Below are 20,896 nucleotides of genomic sequence, written 5' to 3' on the forward strand. Positions count from 1 at the left end.
CTCTATTTAATACTGACTTGTGGATTAATAAATTGAAGAACAATATCCACAATAGTATTTATTATTACAACTACAAACGCAATATAAATAACCAGTGTTTCTACAACTGGAAAATCTCGCGCTGTTATTGAAGAAATAAGCAGCCTTCCTATTCCAGGAATTCCATATACTTGTTCCATGATTATACTTCCAGAAAATATTTCTGCTATTATCATACCAAGCACTGTTACTACTGAAATTAAAGAATTTTTTAATACATGTGAATATAATACACTATTTTTTGTATTTCCTTTGCTGTATGCAGTTCTCACGTATTCTTTTTTCATTTCGTTCAAAATAGATGATTTCAAAAACTTCACCACAGTGGCAATATGAGGAATAGCAATAGCTATTGCTGGAAAAAGCATAAACTTTAAAAAATTAAGAAAATTGTCAGCATAACTAATATATCCACCTGGAGTAAAAAACTTTAGAAGCATACCAAAAAACCAAATAAACATAATACCAAGAAAAAAGTTAGGCACTGAAAGGTTTATCATAGTTATTGCATTAACAAATTTTCCTGCCAGTGAATCTTTTTTCTTTGCTACATATACTCCAATTGGGATTGCTACTAGAATAATTATGATAATTACCATTAGTGACAATATTAATGTCACAGGTAGCCTACCCCTTATAATGTTTTTAACAGGCATATTATATTTTATGGATTGTCCACAATTTCCAGAGAATAGATTTACTACCCAATCCTTATACTGAGAAAAAAGTGGTTTATTTAATCCAAGTTGTTCTCTTAATACTGCAATTCTTTCAGGAGAAGCTTCCGTTCCAAGAATCAAAGATGCCGGATCACCCGGAACAACACTAAAAGCACCAAAACAAAGAAGTGAAACCACAAAGAGTGTTGTAATAAGAGTAAGTATTTTTCTAATTAAATATTTCATGCGAAAAATCTACCTTTCTAATACTCTGATACACATATATTACCTAAGATTATTTAATAGCAGCAGCATCAAAAACGTACATTGGATATGATGTAAAACCGCTATATTGTTTTTTCATTACTGTTATATTGGAAATATCTTGAATATATACACTAGCTGCATCTTCAGCTAAAATTTTCTGAGCATCCTTATATAATTTGACTCTATTTTTTTCATCGAGATCTATTGTAGCCTTTTGATAAACTGAATCAAATTTTTCATTACTGTAATTCAAGAAGTTATTTGATGCTCCTGTTACATATCTTCCTAAGAATCCATTAGGTGCTAATACTGAACTATCAAATGACACAATTGTAGCTTCATAATTTTTATTTGTATATACATCGCTAAGCCATGTAGGCCAATCAACCTGTTTTATAGCTGCTTTGATACCTATATTTTTAAGCTGACTAACAACGACCTGTGCAGTATCGACATGCACCTTATAATTTGAAGGTACAGTTATTGTAAATGAAAAACCATTCTTGTATCCTGCTTCTTTCAAAAGAGATTTTGCTTTATTTACATCCTTCTTATATTTGTAAGCAAGACTGTCATCATAGTATTTCTTAAGACCTGGTATTATAGGAGTTCCTACCGCAGTTCCCTTACCGGAATTTACAGTCTTTATTATTTCATTTTTATCTACTGCATAGCTTATAGCCTGACGTACTTTAACATTATCAAAAGGCTTAAATTTATTATTTAAGTTAAGTTGCTGTACAGCATTTGAATGTTCTTCATAAATATTAAACTGCGATTTATCAAGCTGTGATACTGTTGAATTATCAACACTTGCAGCATCTACACTTCCAGACTGCAAGTCTAATAATAATGCATTAGTATCTGATTCAAGCTTAAACGTAACCTTCTGAAGTTTAGCTCCATCACTCTGCCAGTAATCATTATTTTTTTCAAGTACAAGTGATTCCTGTGGTGTAAATGACTTGAACTTATAAGGACCTGTTCCAATAGGCTTTTTAGCCTGATTATTATAATCCTTTGGAACTATTGCTGTAGTCAGATAAGCAATAAAATTAGCATCTGCTCTTTTTAAATTTATTTCTACAACATTCTCATCTTTTACGTTTACATTTTTGACTATATCAAAGCCCTTAACTTTATTTGATATTGCTGTATCAAGTGAATATTTAACATCCTCTGCAGTTACCTTTTTTCCGTCATGAAATTTCACGTTTTTCCTTATATTGAAAGAATATGTAGTTCCATCATCAGATACAGTATGACTTTCTGAAACTGCATTCTTGAAACTACCATCCTTGTCCACCTTGACTAGCCCTTCAAATACATTAAATAAAATCTTTCTACCATCAGCAGTTGATGCTTTATATGGATTTAAGCTGTTAGGTTCTGTCTGAATTCCATAAATAATTACTTTATTATTACTTTTACTAGCTGTATTCTGTGAAGTACTACTACAACCTGAAAACAAAAACAAAATAGGTACAAGCAAAGCGACTGTTTTTTCAATAAATTTCTTTTTATATTTCTTCTTCAACATCGATAAAATCTCCTTAAACCAACTATAAATTATAATTATTTTATTGTCTTGTCCTTAAATTTTGTATTAAATTAACCTTAGTACGTACTATCGTCAAAAAAGCTGCATTATCCTTAAAATAATACAACCTTTTCAATATATTCATGAATATGTCATTGCTTAAATATTAGCAACTTCTGGACACTTTGTCAAGTTTTTAACAATTGTTTTTTCCATAAAAAAACTTCTAAAAAACTGATTAAAGTTTCTTAGAAGTTTTTTATTATATAATGCTTTCTATTACTCCACCACCAACTACTTTAAGACCATCGTAGAATACTACTGACTGTCCCATAGTAATTGCACGCTGCTTGTCATTAAACACAACTTTAACTTTGTCATTTTCAAGTGGATAAATGATAGCTTCAGCCGGCTTTGCTGAATATCTTATTTTAGCCTGTACTGCCATTGGTTTTTCTAATTTGTCTATTGAAATGAAGTTTACATCTTTAGCTATTAATTCATTCTTAAAAATATCTTCTTCTGAGCCTATAACAACTTCATTAGTCTCAGGTCGTATATCAGTAACAAAAACTGGTCTACCAAGCGCTAATCCAAGTCCTTTTCTCTGACCAATTGTATAATACACTATACCTTTGTGTTTGCCTAGTATATTACCATTTTTATCAACGAAGTTACCCTGCTTTACCTTATCAGGTTTTGCATTTGCTATATATAACCCATGATTGTTATCAGATATAAAGCAAATTTCTTCACTATCTTTTTTATTATGTACTGCAAGACCTATTTCCTTAGCTATTTCACGGATTTTATCCTTTGTATACTCACCGCATGGCATTAATGTATGTGCAAGCTGGTCTTGAGTAAAATTATATAATGCATAAGTCTGATCTTTTCTATCATCATCAGATTTAATAAGCTGATATATGCCATTTTCTTGGATTATTTTCGCATAATGCCCAGTGGCTACATATTCAGCACCTATAGCACGTGCTTTATCTAGAAGAAGACCGAACTTCAGCTTTTTATTGCACATAATGCATGGATTTGGAGTTTTTCCATCTATATATTCATTCACAAAATAATCAATAACATTTTTTTTAAAACTATCCCTAAAATTAAGGACATAGAATGGAATACCTATCTTATTAGCAACACGTCTAGCATCTTCAACAGCAGAAAGCGAACAACATCCACCTTCTTTTTCTTCGTATTCTTTATCTGCCTGCCATATTTGCATAGTTACGCCAATAACGTCATATCCCTGCTTTTTCAATAAATAGGCAGCGACGGAACTGTCAACTCCGCCGCTCATACCTATAACTACTTTTTTATTCTCCATGAACTTCCTCATGAATATGTTCTGAATGATCTTCCATATCGTATGGTTCTAAGCCTTGTTTTACTCTATAGTCATTAATTGCTTTGTGAATTGCATCTTCAGCTAAAACTGAACAGTGCATTTTTATTGGTGGAAGACCGTCTAAAGCTTCAGCTACAGCTTTATTAGTTAATGTCCATGCTTCATCTAATGTCTTACCCTTAATTAGTTCTGTTGCCATGCTTGATGATGCGATTGCAGAACCACATCCATAAGTTTTAAACTTAACATCCTTTATAATGTTGTCTTCAACTTTAAGATATATTCTCATTATATCTCCACATTTAGCATTACCAACTTCACCAATACCATCAGCATTTTCTATTTCTCCAACATTTCTAGGATTTTTAAAATGATCCATTACTTTTTCACTGTAAATCATAATTTAACTTCTCCTTCCTTTATTGCATCTTCCCATAATGGTGACATATCTCTTAATCTTTGTACAATACCTGGCACAACTTCTAAAACATGATCAACATCTTCTTCTGTTGAGCCTGCTCCTAAAGTTAATCTAAGTGATCCGTGTGCGATTTCGTGTGGCAGACCTATTGCTAGCAAAACATGTGAAGGATCTAACGAACCAGATGTACATGCACTTCCGCTTGATGCACAGATATGTTCAAAATCAAGCATTAACAGTATAGACTCACCTTCAATATATTCAAAACATACATTAACATTACCAGGAAGCCTCTTGTCACCTCTCGGTCCATTAAGTCTAGAATATGGTATTTTTAATAATCCATCAATTAATCTGTCTCTTAACTTTGTCATTTTAGCAGCATGTTTTTCAAGGTTTTCTGCTGCAAGTTCCATTGCTTTACCAAGGCCAACAATTCCAGCGATATTTTCAGTACCAGCCCTTCTCGCTCTTTCCTGGCCTCCACCATGTATAAGATTATCTATTCTTACACCTTTTCTTATGTATAGCACGCCAATTCCTTTAGGTCCGTATATTTTATGTCCAGCAAGTGAAAGAAGGTCTATATTTAATGCTTTAACATCTATAGGGACATTTCCCACTGCCTGAACAGCATCTGTATGAAATATTATCTTATGTTCTTTACATATTTGACCTATTTCTGCTATTGGTTCAATTGTACCAATTTCGTTATTTGCAAACATTACAGACACTAAAATAGTAGTAGGTCTTATTGCAGCTTTTAGTTCATCAAGGTTTACAAATCCTTCTTTATCAACATCAAGGTATGTCACTTCAAATCCATGTTTCTCCAAATACTGACATGTATGTAAAATAGCATGATGTTCTATCTTTGTAGTTATTATATGATTTCCTTTTTTCTGATTCGCAAATGCAACACCTTTAATAGCCCAGTTATCCGCTTCTGACCCACCGCTAGTAAAGTAGACTTCTGAATCATCACAATTTAAAACTTTTGCTACTTTATGTCTTCCTTCATCTACTGCCATCTTAGTAGTTCTTGATATTCCATAAAATGAAGATGGATTACCAAACTTTTCAGTAAAGTAAGGAATCATTTCTTCAAGTACTTCAGGCTTAACATATGTAGTAGCTGAATAATCCATATATACTAATTTATCATTATTCATAGTATTTCCACTCTCCTATATTAAATATAATCCTTGTCTCTTGGCCTGCATATCTTTATAATCATTAACGATATCTTCTAAAGTAGTTGATAACAATACAGTATCAATACTCTCTTTTATTCTTTTCCATAAAAGTCGAGTTGCGCAGCAGTCAATATTATCACATGAAATTCCATCGATACAGTCTGCTATTTCAATTGGTCCTTCAAGCACATCCATAATTTCTGCTACAGTTATATATTTAGGGTCTCTAGATAAAACATATCCTCCCTGTGCACCTCTAATACTCTTAATAAGCTTTGCTTTTCTAAGAGAACTAAAAAGCTGTTCAAGGTAGTATTCTGATATATCTTGTCTTTTCCCAATAATCTTTATTGAAATGGGATCTCCACCATAGTTTATAGCTAGTTCTACCATGGCCTTAACTCCATACTTTCCTTTTGTGGATAATTTCATATTTTTCACCTCATATCCTAGGCACTCTATTTATTACAAACTTATATTATCAAATCCGAGTTAAATTGTCAACTATATTCCGAGTAAATTTGTCAAGTATAAATCCTATAAATATATACCTAGTTATTCTTTATCTTATTCCAATATTCGGCAATAATCCGCTCATTTTTATTATCACCGCTCACATAGTACTTTCTACCAAGAAGATTGTCAGGTAAATACTGTTGAGCCACATAATGATTTTTATATGCATGTGGAAATTTATACTCTACACCTCTTCCCATTTTTTTAGCTCCGCTGTAGTGAGCATCCTTAAGATGTAAAGGTATATCCCCTATATTCTTAGTTTCTAGGTCTGACAGAGCCATATCTATAGCAGTAGTGGCTGAATTAGATTTTGGAGCAGTAGCTAGTACAAGCACAGCTTCAGAAAGAGGAAATCTTGCTTCAGGGAACCCCAGTTGCATAGCTGAATCAACACAGTTCTTGACAATTGATATTGCTTGAGGATATGCCATACCTATATCTTCGCATGCTATTACAAGCAGCCTTCTGCATATTATCTGCAGGTCATCTGCTTTTATAAGCCTAGCCAAATAATGTATTGCTGCATCGCAGTCACTTCCTCTGATTGATTTCTGAAAGGCACTGATAATATCATAATGACTGTCTCCATCAGAATCATAATTTATTACTTTGCTCTGCGAACATTCCTTAGCTGTTTCCAAATCAATATGTAGTACAGCATTTTCATCAGGCATTGTTGACTTAATTGCTATTTCAAGAGCGTTTATTGCTTTCCTGACGTCGCCGTTAGAACATCCTGACAGATATGCATAAGCATCATTATCTATATTAATCTTTATATCTTTAAATTCTTTTTCGCAGATTGCTGTGCCTCTTTTTAATGCCGCCTTAATATCTTCATTAGTTACAGGCTTAAATTCAAAAATAGTTGATCTACTTAATATTGCCTTATAAATATAGTGATATGGATTTTCTGTAGTTGAAGCAATTAATGTGATGCTCCCATCCTCCATATATTGAAGCAAGCTTTGCTGCTGTCTTTTATTAAAATTCTGAATTTCATCAAGATAAAGTATTACTCCATCTGATGTCATCAAAGTATTAAGATCCTTTGTAATATCTTCTATATCTTTAAGTGAGGCAGTAGTTGCATTAAGCTTATATAACCTCTTATTTGATTTTTCAGCAATAATCCTAGCAATAGTTGTTTTTCCAACACCAGGAGGTCCATAAAATATCATATTTGTTATGCAGCCGCTTTTTAGAATTCTATTTAATATCCTGTTTGGTCCAATAAGATGCTGCTGACCAACAACCTCTTCTAAGTTACGAGGCCTTATCTTATCTGCTAGTGGATTCATAAAATCATTACCTCCATAATTCACATATAAATAAAAGGCTAAAACATAATGTTTTAACCTTTCTAAGTATATCATATATTACCTTTATTTATAATCCTTTGAATACATCAAATGATCCATCTTCAATTTTGATTATATCGCCATAAAATATGACATCATCATCGTTTATTTCTATTCCATTACCATCATTCACACCGTAATATACTCCTTCGTATTTTCTTGAGAAATCTACGATGTTGCATAGCTGCGCTTTATATTCATTCCAATTTGGAATACAGTTAAAACCTATAATTCCAAGGCCTTTGTTAACTTCCATATCTGACTTTAATATAAGTTCATCGAATATTTCCATACCACCTGAGAACAACACGCAAGACATTCCTTCTACGATAACTTTCCCACCATTATCAAAGAACTCGTTTAATGTATTTTTCAAATTAAATTTCTTAAGATTATTTATTGCCTCTATAGGGTTAACAGATGGAATGTAAACTACACTATGTTCTAGTATGCTTTTTTTTACCTTCATAAGATTAGGATTGTTGATATCCACCAAATTCAAAATCTGAATACCATATTTCTTTAGAAAATTTGATGTCAAATCATAATCTTTATCGTTTACTTTGTTACCCAAGGAAAGGTATACTGCTTTAGATTTTTTTTTCAAGAAATCGCTACGTATTTTTTGGTCTAACATTTTATTTAGTTTATCTGTTTTTTTGCTTAATAATATTAATTTCATGACATCCCCCAGTTTCTATATCTTATTGCTTTTATTTATTTTATCACATTTATTAATGCTGTTAACTTTCTATATTTACCTATATTTTATCATTTTACCTCTTTTAATTAACAAATGTTAAATATGGATTAAATAATTTATCATTAATAAATTTAAATTGTAATTCTATAATTATTATAAAAATAATACAATCTATAAAATAAGAGATAGCCAAGAATCATATAGCATATTTCTTAGCTATCTCTTATAAATTTATTATTTTATTTTCCCAATATCGTGCCTGTAAACCATACTCTCAAATTTTATGCCTTTAAGTTTATTGTAAGCATTTTTTTGTGCCTCTTCATAATTTTTGCCTAACGCAACAACTGAAAGTACTCTACCGCCTGTTGTAACTAACTCGTCATTTTTTCTAGCGGCACCAGCTATGATGACGTCATTCTTTACTGAATCATCTATTGTTATAGTAAAGCCTTTTTCATATGAATAAGGATATCCACTAGAAGCCGCCACAACATTAACGCAGGCTCCATCTTTCCACTTTATCTTTTCATCTGCAAGTTTTTCTTCAAGACATGCATTTATAACATCAACAAAATCTGAATTCATAAGTTCAAGTACAGATTGAGTTTCAGGATCGCCCATTCTCACATTGTACTCAAGAAGATATGTGCCATGATCTGTTATCATCAATCCGAAAAATATTATACCTTTATAATCTAATTTTTCCTGTTTTATACCCTCCAGAGTTTTGTCCATTATATTTATCTTAAAATCTTCCATAACTCCATCAGTAACATATGGATTTGGTGCTATTGCTCCCATACCGCCAGTATTAGGACCCTTACCACCATCATAAATCTGTTTATGATCTTTAGCTGAAATAAATGGTACGATAGTTTTTCCGTCTGTAATTGACAGGATTGAAGCTTCAACTCCTTCAAGAAATTCTTCAACAACTATCTTCTTTCCTGCACCGTTAAATATATCTTCAGTCATGCATGAATTTACAGCATCAATCGCTTCGCTTAATTCATTACAAATGATAACGCCTTTTCCTGCTGCAAGACCGTCTGCCTTTACGACAAGAGGATAATTTGCATTCTTTACATAGTTTAATGCATCATCCACATTATCAAATGATTCATATTGAGCAGTCTTAACTCCATATTTTTTCATAAATTCTTTAGAGTAAACTTTACTTCCTTCAAGCATAGCTGCTTTTTGACTAGGCCCAAAAATCTTAAGATTATTTTCTTTAAAAAGATCAACTATTCCTTCAATAAGAGGTACCTCAGGGCCTACTATAGTCAAATCAATATTATTTTCTTTTGCAAACTCAAGCAACTTATTGTTATCAGTATAAGCTATATTCTCACACTTATTCTCTTTTTCAGTACCACCATTACCAGGTGCAACGTATATTTTGTCCACCTTTTCACTTCTGCTCAACTTTCTTGCAATAGCATGTTCCCTGCCACCAGAGCCTATAAGTAATATATCCATTTAAAATTCCTCCATCTTTAAGTTCTAGGATTTTTTATGCTATATATTCCTAATCTAATAAGAAATCTGCAATAGCGCCATCATATGAACTCATTAATTTAAATACTTTGCCAGCAAGTTCTTTTCTAAATTCATATGATACGTCACCATTTTCAGCAATCTGCTTCATAACTTCTTCATAATCACTCTTATCGCTGATAACTACAACATCCTGGAAATTCTTCGCAGAAGCTCTAAGCATAGTAGGTCCGCCAATATCAATAAATTCAACTTTTTCCTGAAAACTGATGTCTTCTTTTACCTTTTCAAAGAAAGGATAAAGATTAACGATGACTATATCTATAGGCTTGATTCCTTTTTCATTTATAGTCTTCATATGTTCTTCATTATCTCTGATTGCTAAAATTCCACCATGAATATATGGATTTAAAGTTTTAACTCTTCCATCAAGGATCTCAGGGAATTTAGTAACTTCTTCAATATCAATAACATCAATATTGTTTTCTTTTAGATATCTATATGTTCCACCTGTTGAAATTATTTCAACATTTCTATCTCTTAAAAACTTTGCCATTTCAAGAATTCCATCTTTATAAAAAACACTTATTAAAGCTCTCTTAATCATAAAATACTCCTTAAAATAAATTTTATCTTACTTTATAAATACTTTTCTGCCTTCAACTTTTACTCTTCCTTCACTTATCAGCTTAACTGCTTCTGGAAGCGCTTCATGTTCTTTTTCCATAATTCTAAGCTGAAGTTCTCTTGGTGTGTCCTCCGCATTTACATTTACTGTTTTCTGAATAATAATAGCCCCAGTATCAGTTCCTTCATCAACAAAATGAACAGTACATCCTGACACCTTAACACCATACTCTAAAGTTTTTTCATGTACATGAATACCATACGCACCTTTACCACAGAATGATGGTATTAATGATGGATGAATATTGATTATTCTGTTCTTAAACTCTTTAATTATTTCTCCTTGGAGGATTGAAAAAAATCCTGCAAGTACAATTAAATCAACTTTTCCTTGAATAATCTTAAGAATTTCATCTGATATGTTGTTTTTATAAATCTTCTTATCAAGTACAATATTTTTTATATTATTTTCCTTAGCCCTAGTAAGTGCATAAACATCAGGTGTATCACTTATAACATATTCAATTGATGTATTCTTAATATATCCGCTTTTGATATGTTCTATAATTGAACCAAGATTACTTCCACCACCTGATACAAGTACTGCTATCTTAAACATACATCTTCACCTTCATAGCTGTCCACATAACCAATCTCATGACACTTGAAATTATATTTTTCCATAGTTTCAAAGACAGCTTGTTTATCCTTTTTGTCGATACATATAACAAATCCAATACCCATATTAAAAGTATTGTACATATGATCTTCAGACACACCCTTACTCATTAAATATTTAAAAATTTCAGGCACTTCATATGAATTCTTATTAATTACAGCTCTCTTACTCTTATCGCTGAACATTCTAGGTACATTTTCAATAAATCCACCACCAGTTATATGAGCCATACCTTTTACATCTACTTTATCAAGAAGCTCCAAAACTGGTTTTACATAAATTCTAGTTGGAGTTAAAAGTACATTTCCTATCTTATCACCATTAAAATCTTCATTTAGATCTGTTACAAGTTTTCTAACTAATGAATATCCATTTGAATGTACTCCAGATGATTCAACACCTATTAAAATATCTCCATCTTCTATTCTGCTGCCATTTATTATTTTGTCTTTATCAACTATACCAACTGCAAAACCAGCTATATCATATTCACCTTTTTTATAAAAGCCTGGCATTTCTGCTGTTTCTCCACCTATAAGTGAACAGTCGCTTAATATACAGCCATCAGATACTCCTTTAACTAAGTCAGAAGATACTTCTGCAACTAATTCTCCACATGCTATATAATCCAGGAAGAACAAAGGCTTTGCGCCATGGCATAATATATCATTTACACACATAGCTACACAGTCAATTCCAACAGTATCATATTTATTTGTATCAAACGCTATCTTTAACTTAGTTCCAACTCCATCAGTTCCTGATACAAGTACAGGTTTTTTGTATCCTTCTGGAATCTCAATCATTCCAGCAAAACTTCCAAGTCCATTAAGAACGTGTTTGCTTAAAGTTTTTGCAGCATATTCTTTTATCAAGCTTACACTTTTATATCCCTCTTCTATATTCACACCAGCGTCTTTATAAGTTATCATGTCTTAATCCTACCTTTCCAAATGTTCTTTTGAAGTTTCTATTGGAGTACTTACTGGATATTTACCACTTAAGCAGCCCACACAAAATTGTCTTCCTTCCACAAGGGCTTTATTTAGTCCATCTATACTTAAATAAGCAATAGAATCGCATCCAATAATATCTTTAATCTGTTCTAATGTATAGTTAGCACCAATAAGTTCTTTTCTATATGGTGTATCAATTCCAAAATAGCAAGGAAACTTTACAGCTGGAGAAGCAACTCTAAAGTGTACTTCTTTAGCACCAGCTCGTCTAAGTGATTCTACAAGATACTTTGAAGTAGTACCTCTTACTATGGAATCATCAATAAGGATAACTCTCTTTCCTTCTATATTGCACTTTAAAGGATTAAGCTTTACTGAGACAGCTCTTTCCCTCATTTCCTGGTTAGGTGTTATAAATGTTCTTCCAACATATCTGTTTTTAACAAAACCAGTGTCATAATGAATACCAGAAGCCCTAGAATAACCAATAGCTGCTGGTATTCCTGAATCAGGCACACCAATAACTACATCAGCATCAACTGGAGCTTCCTTAAATAACTGTTCACCTGCTCTTAACCTACTCTGGTGAACATTAATGCCATCCATGATAGAATCTGGTCTTGCAAAATAGATATATTCAAAAGCACATGTCGTACCTCCAGTACACTCTGAATACTCAAAGCTGTTTATACCATCTTTTGAAATAGTAATAATTTCTCCAGGATTTACATCTCTTATAAACTCAGCACCTACAGCATCAAACGCACAGCTCTCAGATGCTAATAAATATCCCCCTTCAATCTTTCCAAGACATAAAGGTCTTATTCCATATGGATCTCTTACACCGATAAGCTTGTCCTTTGTTGATATAACCATTGCAAAAGAACCCCTTACAGCTTGAACTGCTTTAAATATTGCAGTATCTATACCTTCTTTTGCAGCCTTTGCTATAAGATTAATTATTACTTCTGTATCTATACTTGTATGAAATACTGATCCAGAATCCTCTAACAGCTCTCTTATTACATCAGCATTCACAAGATTTCCATTATGAGCAATTGCAATAGGACCAAGCTTACATGTTGTCAGCAGCGGCTGTGCATTTTCAGCAACTGTTGAACCAGTAGTAGAATATCTTACATGACCAATTGCCACATTCCCCTTAAGCATATTAAGTTTTTCTTTATTAAAAACATCAGTTACAAGCCCTAAATCCTTAATAAGATTAATCTTATCGCCATCAGAAACAGCAATTCCTGCACTTTCCTGACCTCTATGCTGCAACGCATACAAACCATAATAAGTATATCGTGCTACATCAATCTTACTATCTGAATAAACTCCAAAAACACCACATTCTTCTTTTAACTTATCAACAGTTTGATCCATTATACAACCTACCTTTACTTATTGTTCATTCTTGATTCTCTTTAATATTTCTACATATGCATCCTTGACATTTCCAAGATCTCTTCTAAATCTATCTTTATCTAGTTTTTCATTAGTCTTAGCATCCCATAATCTGCATGTATCTGGAGATATTTCATCTGCTAAAACTATTTCTCCATTATATCTTCCAAACTCAATCTTAAAATCTATAAGTCTGATATTCTCTTTCATAAAGAATTCTTTTAATACATCATTAATCTTAGCTGTCATACCATAAATCTGCTTTAATTCATCAAAAGTAGTTGCACCAATTGCAACAGCGTGATAATCATTAACAAGTGGGTCATTAAGATCATCATTCTTGTATGAAATTTCAAAAACTGTAGTTTTAAGTTCAGTTCCTTCTTCAAGTCCAAGTCTCTTAGCCATACTTCCTGCAGCAACATTTCTGACTATAACTTCAAGTGGTACTATTTCAACCTTCTTGCAAAGCTGTTCTCTTTCATTTAGTTTCTTTACAAGATGTGTTTTAATTCCTTTAGATTCTAAAAGTTCATATAATGCACAAGTTATTTCATTGTTCATTATTCCCTTATCTTCGATAGTTCCCTTTTTAACTCCGTTAAATGCAGTTGCATCATCTTTATAGTAGATTATTACTTCGTCTTCCTTATCAGTTGCATAAATCTTCTTTGCTTTTCCTTCATATAACATTGCTAATTTTTCCATTATAGTTCGACCCCTTCTCCATTTTCTTTTATAAATTTAACTTTCATTTCTTCTCTGAATTTAATTAATTTTTCCTTAATATCAGGATACTTTAATGACAACATTTGTACTGCAAGCATACCTGCATTATAGCTGTTGTTTATGCCAACTGTAGCTACAGGTATTGACTTTGGCATCTGTACGATTGAGAACAATGCATCAAGTCCGTTTAGTGCTGCACTAACAGGCACACCGATAACAGGAATTACAGTTTTAGATGCTATAACTCCTGGAAGGTGGGCAGCCAGGCCTGCACCAGCAATAATTACCTCATATCCTTCACTTTCAATTTGTTTTATAGTTTCATCAAGTTTTTCTGGTACTCTGTGAGCAGATAAGACAAAAGCTTTATATTTAACATTAAATTCTTTTAAGGCCTTTGCCGCTCCTCTCATAGTATCTACATCTGACTTACTGCCAAAGAAAATAGCTACTTTCATTTAATTTTCCTCCATAGATAAATAAGTTTTATTTAAAATATTCAACACCAGATTTAAATATTTTCTGGTCGAAATCACCATTGACATTTTTATAAAGGTTTTTGCCGATTCTCTCTGAATGTCCCATCTTACCAAGTATTCTTCCACATGGTGATGTTATACCTTCTATTCCATACATTGATCCATTAGGATTAAAAGGCATATCCATTCTTATATTGCCATCAAAATCAACATATTGAGTTGCAACTTGTCCATTCTTAATAAGTTTCTTAATTAATTCCTCTGATGCTACAAATCTTCCTTCACCATGAGAAATTGCAACTTTATGAATATCATTAACATTTACATTATTAAACCAAGGTGATTTATTTGAGATTATCTTAGTATTAACAATTGTACTCATATGTCTGTTTATATTATTGTAAGTAAGAGTTGGCATATCTTCTGTTACTTCTCTTATTTCACCATATGGCACAAGTCCAAGTTTGATAAGCGCCTGGAAACCGTTGCATATACCTAGCATTAAGCCATCTCTATTCTTAATTAAATTCATAACTGCTTCACTTATTTCAGGGTTTCTGAAAATATTAGCGATAAACTTACCAGAACCATCAGGTTCATCACCTGCAGAAAATCCTCCTGGAAGCATTATAATCTGAGACTCTTTTATTGATTCAGCTATATCATGTAAAGTATCATTAAGTCTATCGCTGCTTAAATTGTTAATTACGATTTCCTTAACAATTGCTCCTTCTTTTTCAAATGCTCTTCTACAGTCATCTTCACAGTTTGTTCCAGGGAACACTGGAATCAATACCTGTGGCTGAGCCTTCTTTACAAGAAGTGACTTCTTACTGTCATCAAAACTCATTGTCTTAGTTTCTATAATCTTCTTCTCATCATCAGTCTTTATTGGGAATACTGAATCAAGTTTTGATTCCCATACATTAAGCAATTCTTCTATCTCAAATTTATTATCAAGTACTGTTATGCTACTATTTTCTGTTGTCACACCAATTACAGTGAATGTATCTTTATTTAAGCTTTCTACATCAAATGTATCATCAACTTCAATTATCATTGAACCGTAATTTTCATCAAACAAACCTAAATTCATAACTCTTTCATTTAAATCTGCTCCTATTTTATTTCCAAAACACATCTTAGAAATTCCAGCAGCAATTCCACCAAATTTCACAGAGTATGCAGATAAAACTTTCTTATCTTCAATCATTTTTTCAACAGTTATCATATTATCTTTATAAGTTTCTATATCTAGCAAGCCGTTTTCTTTTCTTGGTGAGCTTACATATACTATCTTTGAACCTGATTTTTTAAATTCTGCTGAGATGATATTGTCTGCTTTTTCTACTCCTATTGCAAAAGAAACAAGTGTAGGAGGTACATCAATGTTTTCAAATGTTCCAGACATACTATCTTTTCCTCCTATAGCTGCAACATTAAGTTCGCTCTGCGCTTCATATGCTCCAAGAAGTGCACTAAAAGGCTTACCCCATCTCTTTTTATCATCTCCAAGCTTTTCAAAATATTCCTGGAAAGAAAGTCTTGCTTTATCTGACTTACCACCACATGCTACAAGCTTAGTAATTGATTCAATTACTGAGTAATATGCACCATGATATGGACTCCATGATAGAAGATATGGATTGCAGCCAAATGCCATTATTGTTGCCTCTTCAGCCATATTAGACTCAGTCGCTACCTTTGCTGCCATTCCTTCTGCTGGTGTAAGCTGATATTTTCCACCATAAGGCATTAATACAGTTCTAGATCCAATAGTTGAATCAAATCTTTCTCCAAGTCCCTTTTGTGATGTAACATTTAAATCTTTAAGTATGTTAAGCCACTGTTGTTTAACATTATTTACTTTCTTATTATTAAAATAAATTTCTTTTTCATCTGGTTTTTCTATTAAGACATCTGAATACTGTACAGCTCCGTTTGTATCTAAGAAAGTCCTATCAAGATCTACAATATTCTTTCCTCTCCAGAATAATCTAAGCTTCTTAGTATCTGTAACTACAGCTACTGTTGTTGCTAATAAATTTTCGTTTTCAGCTTCTTTGATAAACTGTTTCTCATTGTCCTTACTTACTACAACAGCCATTCTCTCCTGTGACTCAGATATAGCAAGTTCAGTTCCATCAAGTCCTTCATACTTTTTAGGAACAAGATCAAGGTTTATATCAAGTCCATCACAAAGTTCTCCGATTGCAACAGATACACCACCTGCACCAAAATCATTGCATCTTTTAATCATTGTACTTACTGATGGTTTTCTAAATAATCTTTGAAGCTTTCTTTCTGTAGGCGCATTACCCTTCTGAACTTCGGCTCCACATGTTGCAAGCGAAGCCGTAGTATGTTCTTTTGAAGAGCCAGTAGCACCACCGCAACCATCTCTTCCTGTTTTTCCACCAAGAAGTATTACTACATCTCCATTCTTTGGTTCCTCTCTGACTACATTACTTGCTGGTGCTGATGCTACAACTGCACCAACTTCCATTCTCTTAGCCACATAATTAGGATGATAAATTTCTGAAACCTGTCCAGTAGCTAGTCCTATTTGATTACCATATGAACTATATCCATGAGCAGCTCCTAAAGTTATCTTTCTTTGAGGAAGCTTACCATTTAAAGTTTCACTTATATCAACAGTTGGATCAGCAGATCCTGTTACCCTCATAGCCTGATATACATAAGTTCTTCCTGAAAGAGGATCACGAATTGCTCCTCCTAGACATGTTGCAGCTCCACCAAATGGTTCAATTTCTGTTGGATGATTATGTGTTTCATTTTTAAACATAATTAGATAATCACGTGTTTCACCATTTTCTGTTATCTTAGCCTTTATAGAACATGCATTTATTTCTTTTGAAAGATCAAGATCTTCTAAAAGTCCTTTTTTTCTAAGTTCCTTCATTCCCATAACAGCTATATCCATCATCGTTATTGGTCTCTTTGTATCAACGCCATAAACGTATTCTCTGGCCTTAATATATTTATCTAAACTAACCTTTATCGGTTCAGTAAACTTGCTGTTTTCTATTTCTATTTTCTGAATATTTGTTGAGAATGTTGTATGTCTGCAGTGGTCAGACCAGTAAGTATCAATAACTTTTATTTCAGTCATTGTAGGCTGTCTATGATTTTTATTAAAGTATTCTTGAATAAGTTCAAGATCTTCAATACTCATAGCTAAACCTAATTTATCATGAAACTTAATAAGTTCATCTTTACTATATGTAGTAAATTGTTCTATAACTTTTACATCTTGAGGTTCATCATATTTGTTTTCAAGTACAGAAGAAAGGCAATCAACTTCCCTTGCTTCAACATCATTTATATAATATTTTTTAACTTTGGAAATTTGTTTTTCAGAAAGGTTACCTTTAAGGATTATTACTTTAGACGATTTGACTTCAACTCTGTCTCCAGAATTTAAGATTTGAAAACATTCGGCAGCTGAATCAGCTCTCTGATCATACTGTCCTGGTAAAAATTCCACACAAAATGTTGATTCGTCTGCAGCAACTTTTGGCATGTTTTCATAAACGAAATCAACTGGTGATTCTGAAAAAATAGAAGTAATTGACTTCTTATATAAATTTTCATCATCTAAATCGAAAATATACTTATTTAGTACACGAACATTTTCTATTGAAGTGATTTGCAGATTATTTTTCAAATCTTCAAGAAGACTTTTGGCTTCAATGTTATATCCTGGTTTTTTTTCTACAAAAATGCTTCTAATCATATTTTGCCTCCAAATCATACTCTGTTTTTATAACTGTTAAAATTTATTTCCTATGTTCTTATATTATCACCAGCATCATGCAAAGTCAACATTTGTTCTTATGTTCATTTTATTATTCGTACAGTATCGAACTATGGTGCAAATATTGTATTATTACAATCGTGTTTTCTATTTTTTGTTAATTTGTTTGCATTTTTTGTTAATATAATGCTATTATAATAATAAATGCTTTAGGTGGTGTGATTTATGAGTTGGTATAATGATTCTGTTTTTTATCACATTTATCCATTAGGCTTATGTGGCTGTGAAAAAAATAATAGTGATATAAAAAAAAGTATTAATAGAATATCGACAATAGAAAAATGGATTCCTCATTTTAATAAAATTGGAATTAACGCTCTATATATGGGACCTGTTCTTAAATCATCATGTCATGGATATGATACTATTGATTATAAATTAATTGATGAAAGACTTGGTTCAAATGCTGATTTCAAGGAATTATGTACATCATTCCATAAGTCTGGTATAAAAATTATACTTGAAGGTGTATTCAATCATGTAGGAAGAGACTTCTGGGCATTTAAGGACGTTAAACAGAACAGACAGAATTCAAAATATAAAGACTGGTTTTATATAAACTTTAATGGTAACAGCAATGATAATGACGGCTTCTACTATGAAGGATGGGAAGGTCACTATGACTTGGTTAAGCTAAATCTATCAAACAATGACCTTGTAAATTATCTTTTTTCATGTATAGAATACTGGATTTCATATTTTGATATTGATGGTCTAAGATTAGATGTAGCTTACTCACTAGATAAAGATTTCTTAAAACGGCTTTCATCATTCTGTAGAAAAATGAAAAAGGATTTCTTCCTTTTAGGTGAAATGATTCATGGTGACTATAATACTATTGCTAATAAAGATATGCTTAATTCAGTTACAAATTATGAATGTTATAAAGGAATTTACTCAAGCCTTAACAGCAAAAATATGTTTGAAATCCAATATTCATTAAACAGACAATTTGCAAAAGGTGGCCTCTATGAGAATATTCCTCTGTATTCATTTGTAGAAAATCATGATGTTACAAGAATAGCCTCAATTTTAACGAATAAAGAGCACATAAAGCATGCATATGCTCTGTTACTAACAATGCCAGGAATACCAGCAATATATTATGGTGGCGAATGGGCTCTTGAAGGCAAGAAAGAGAATGGTGATTATAACTTAAGGCCATCAATAAATATAGATGAACAAAGAAGCAGTGACATCACAAAATTCATCTCACTGCTTACAGATATAAGGACTCATTCAACAGCTTTATGCTACGGAGATTACAATAAAGAGTATCTAACTAACAATCAGCTTGCATTTTCAAGAAATTATGAAGATGAGAAAATCATAACTGTTCTTAATATCGAAGAAAAAGAGCATTTATTCAAGTTACAAATAGCAGGTAATTTTAAAGACCTTATTTCCGGCAATAAAATTTATATTAATAATGAACTACCTGTAAAACCATATGATATAATGATTTTAAAAAAGTTTGATTAGTAAAAGAGCATTTTGCAAAATGCAAAATGCTCTTTTTTATTAATTATTTTATATATCCATCTGGATTATGGCTCTGCCAGTTCCAAGAATCAGCACACATGTCATCTAGATTTTTTTCGGCCTTCCAGCCAAGTTCTTCATTAGCTTTTGTAGCATCAGCATAACAAGTTGCTATATCTCCTGGTCTTCTTGCTACTATTTCATAAGGTATTTCTTTTCCACATGCCTTTGAGAAAGCTTTAACCATATCAAGTACACTTACTCCATTGCCTGTTCCAAGGTTATAAGTTACAAGTCCACTATTAGTATTTAACTTATCTAAAGCCTTAACATGTCCCTTTGCTAAGTCAACAACATGGATATAATCTCTTACTCCTGTACCATCTGGCGTATCATAATCATCACCAAATATTCTTAACTTTTCCAGCTTTCCAACTGCAACCTTAGTTATATAAGGCATTAAGTTATTTGGAATTCCCTTTGGATTTTCTCCAATCTTTCCACTTTCGTGTGCTCCAATAGGATTAAAATAACGTAAGATTGCAATATTCCAAGTATTATCTGATTTATATAAATCTCTTAAAATATCTTCTATTATAGCTTTTGTGTTTCCATAAGGATTTGTTGCATGTTGAAGTGGCGAACTTTCCTTAAATGGAACTTCTTTTGAATCACCATATACAGTAGCTGATGAACTAAACACAAAATTCTTTACATCATATTTCTTCATAAGCTTTAACAATACTAAAGTACTTGTTAAATTATTATGATAATATTCAAGCGGCTTTTCTACAGATTCACCTACTGCCTTTAATCCTGCAAAATGTATAGCTGCCTCTATTTTGTTTTCCTTAAATACTTTTTCAACATTTTCTTCATCTAAAAGATCAAGCTTATAGAACTTAACTTTCTTGCCTGTAATCTCTTCCACCCTGTCTAAAACTATTTCACTGCTGTTTGAAAGATTATCAACTATAACGACCTCGTAACCAGCATTCAGCACTTCAATTGTAGTATGGCTACCTATGTAACCTGCACCACCTGTAATTAATACTGCCATAATAAACCTCCTAATATAAATAGTTTACATTTTCAATATTACCGTTGATGCAAATGTTTTGTCAA

The 20,896-nt window shown here is 32.3% G+C and carries 17 protein-coding genes and 1 pseudogene; 1 reads left to right on the forward strand and 17 read right to left on the reverse strand.

From position 1 onward, the window contains the following. Nucleotides 1-2: 2 nt before the first annotated feature. The 16 genes and pseudogenes from FYJ33_RS02080 to FYJ33_RS02155 all read right to left on the reverse strand — a co-directional run bounded on the left by FYJ33_RS02080 (nt 3) and on the right by FYJ33_RS02155 (nt 18,208). On the reverse strand, nt 3-944 hold the full coding sequence (locus FYJ33_RS02080; protein ID WP_154530101.1) for an ABC transporter permease: 942 nt from the start codon (nt 942-944) through the stop codon (nt 3-5). Between the two features lie 49 nt (nt 945-993). Next, a complete protein-coding gene (locus FYJ33_RS02085; RefSeq protein WP_154530102.1) occupies nt 994-2,505 on the reverse strand; it encodes an ABC transporter substrate-binding protein in 1,512 nt (503 codons plus the stop codon). Nucleotides 2,506-2,767: 262 nt separating this feature from the next. Beyond that, the gene (mnmA, locus tag FYJ33_RS02090; protein ID WP_154530103.1) at nt 2,768-3,847 is read right to left on the reverse strand and encodes a tRNA 2-thiouridine(34) synthase MnmA; all 1,080 of its coding nucleotides are present in this window, start codon (nt 3,845-3,847) and stop codon (nt 2,768-2,770) included. Beyond that, on the reverse strand, nt 3,837-4,268 hold the full coding sequence (nifU, locus tag FYJ33_RS02095) for a Fe-S cluster assembly scaffold protein NifU (protein WP_154530104.1): 432 nt from the start codon (nt 4,266-4,268) through the stop codon (nt 3,837-3,839). Before nifU ends, mnmA begins: the two co-directional genes overlap by 11 nt. After that, nucleotides 4,265-5,461, reverse strand: coding sequence for a cysteine desulfurase NifS (gene nifS, locus FYJ33_RS02100; protein WP_154530105.1), 1,197 nt, complete (start codon nt 5,459-5,461; stop codon nt 4,265-4,267). The genes nifU and nifS overlap by 4 nt, the downstream gene beginning before the upstream one ends. Nucleotides 5,462-5,476: 15 nt before the next feature. Then, a complete protein-coding gene (locus tag FYJ33_RS02105) occupies nt 5,477-5,917 on the reverse strand; it encodes an RrF2 family transcriptional regulator (RefSeq protein WP_154530106.1) in 441 nt (146 codons plus the stop codon). Between the two features lie 119 nt (nt 5,918-6,036). Beyond that, entirely contained in the window at nt 6,037-7,305 is a 1,269-nt protein-coding gene (locus FYJ33_RS02110; protein ID WP_154530107.1) for a replication-associated recombination protein A, read from the reverse strand. An 88-nt stretch (nt 7,306-7,393) separates the two neighbouring features. Further along, nucleotides 7,394-8,047 (reverse strand): Type 1 glutamine amidotransferase-like domain-containing protein, encoded by a 654-nt coding sequence (locus FYJ33_RS02115; RefSeq protein WP_154530108.1) that lies wholly within the window; start codon nt 8,045-8,047, stop codon nt 7,394-7,396. 255 nt (nt 8,048-8,302) lie between these two features. After that, a complete protein-coding gene (gene purD, locus FYJ33_RS02120) occupies nt 8,303-9,553 on the reverse strand; it encodes a phosphoribosylamine--glycine ligase (RefSeq protein WP_154530109.1) in 1,251 nt (416 codons plus the stop codon). Between the two features lie 55 nt (nt 9,554-9,608). After that, nucleotides 9,609-10,178 (reverse strand): annotated as a pseudogene (locus FYJ33_RS02125) (bifunctional phosphoribosylaminoimidazolecarboxamide formyltransferase/IMP cyclohydrolase); the annotation flags it as partial. A gap of 27 nt (nt 10,179-10,205) precedes the next feature. Next, nucleotides 10,206-10,817, reverse strand: coding sequence for a phosphoribosylglycinamide formyltransferase (gene purN, locus FYJ33_RS02130; protein WP_154530111.1), 612 nt, complete (start codon nt 10,815-10,817; stop codon nt 10,206-10,208). Beyond that, nucleotides 10,805-11,809 (reverse strand): phosphoribosylformylglycinamidine cyclo-ligase, encoded by a 1,005-nt coding sequence (gene purM, locus FYJ33_RS02135; RefSeq protein WP_154530112.1) that lies wholly within the window; start codon nt 11,807-11,809, stop codon nt 10,805-10,807. The genes purN and purM overlap by 13 nt, the downstream gene beginning before the upstream one ends. Nucleotides 11,810-11,818: 9 nt before the next feature. After that, nucleotides 11,819-13,222 (reverse strand): amidophosphoribosyltransferase, encoded by a 1,404-nt coding sequence (purF, locus tag FYJ33_RS02140; RefSeq protein WP_154530113.1) that lies wholly within the window; start codon nt 13,220-13,222, stop codon nt 11,819-11,821. 18 nt (nt 13,223-13,240) lie between these two features. Continuing rightward, nucleotides 13,241-13,951: a phosphoribosylaminoimidazolesuccinocarboxamide synthase gene (purC, locus tag FYJ33_RS02145; protein WP_154530114.1), complete on the reverse strand. Its 711-nt coding sequence runs from the start codon at nt 13,949-13,951 to the stop codon at nt 13,241-13,243. After that, entirely contained in the window at nt 13,951-14,430 is a 480-nt protein-coding gene (gene purE, locus FYJ33_RS02150) for a 5-(carboxyamino)imidazole ribonucleotide mutase (RefSeq protein WP_154530115.1), read from the reverse strand. The genes purC and purE overlap by 1 nt, the downstream gene beginning before the upstream one ends. 28 nt (nt 14,431-14,458) lie before the next feature. Beyond that, complete coding sequence (locus FYJ33_RS02155; protein ID WP_235900741.1) at nt 14,459-18,208, reverse strand: phosphoribosylformylglycinamidine synthase; 3,750 nt, start codon at nt 18,206-18,208, stop codon at nt 14,459-14,461. A 246-nt stretch (nt 18,209-18,454) separates the two neighbouring features. Here FYJ33_RS02155 and FYJ33_RS02160 point away from each other — a divergent pair, with 246 nt between their 5' ends. Then, nucleotides 18,455-19,771: an alpha-amylase family glycosyl hydrolase gene (locus tag FYJ33_RS02160; protein ID WP_154530117.1), complete on the forward strand. Its 1,317-nt coding sequence runs from the start codon at nt 18,455-18,457 to the stop codon at nt 19,769-19,771. Nucleotides 19,772-19,814: 43 nt separating this feature from the next. Here FYJ33_RS02160 and galE read toward each other — a convergent pair whose 3' ends face one another. After that, entirely contained in the window at nt 19,815-20,831 is a 1,017-nt protein-coding gene (gene galE, locus FYJ33_RS02165; RefSeq protein ID WP_154530118.1) for a UDP-glucose 4-epimerase GalE, read from the reverse strand. Nucleotides 20,832-20,896 lie beyond the last annotated feature (65 nt).

Source organism: Inconstantimicrobium porci (genome assembly GCF_009696465.1).
Classification (GTDB): Bacteria; Bacillota; Clostridia; order Clostridiales; family Clostridiaceae; genus Inconstantimicrobium; species Inconstantimicrobium porci.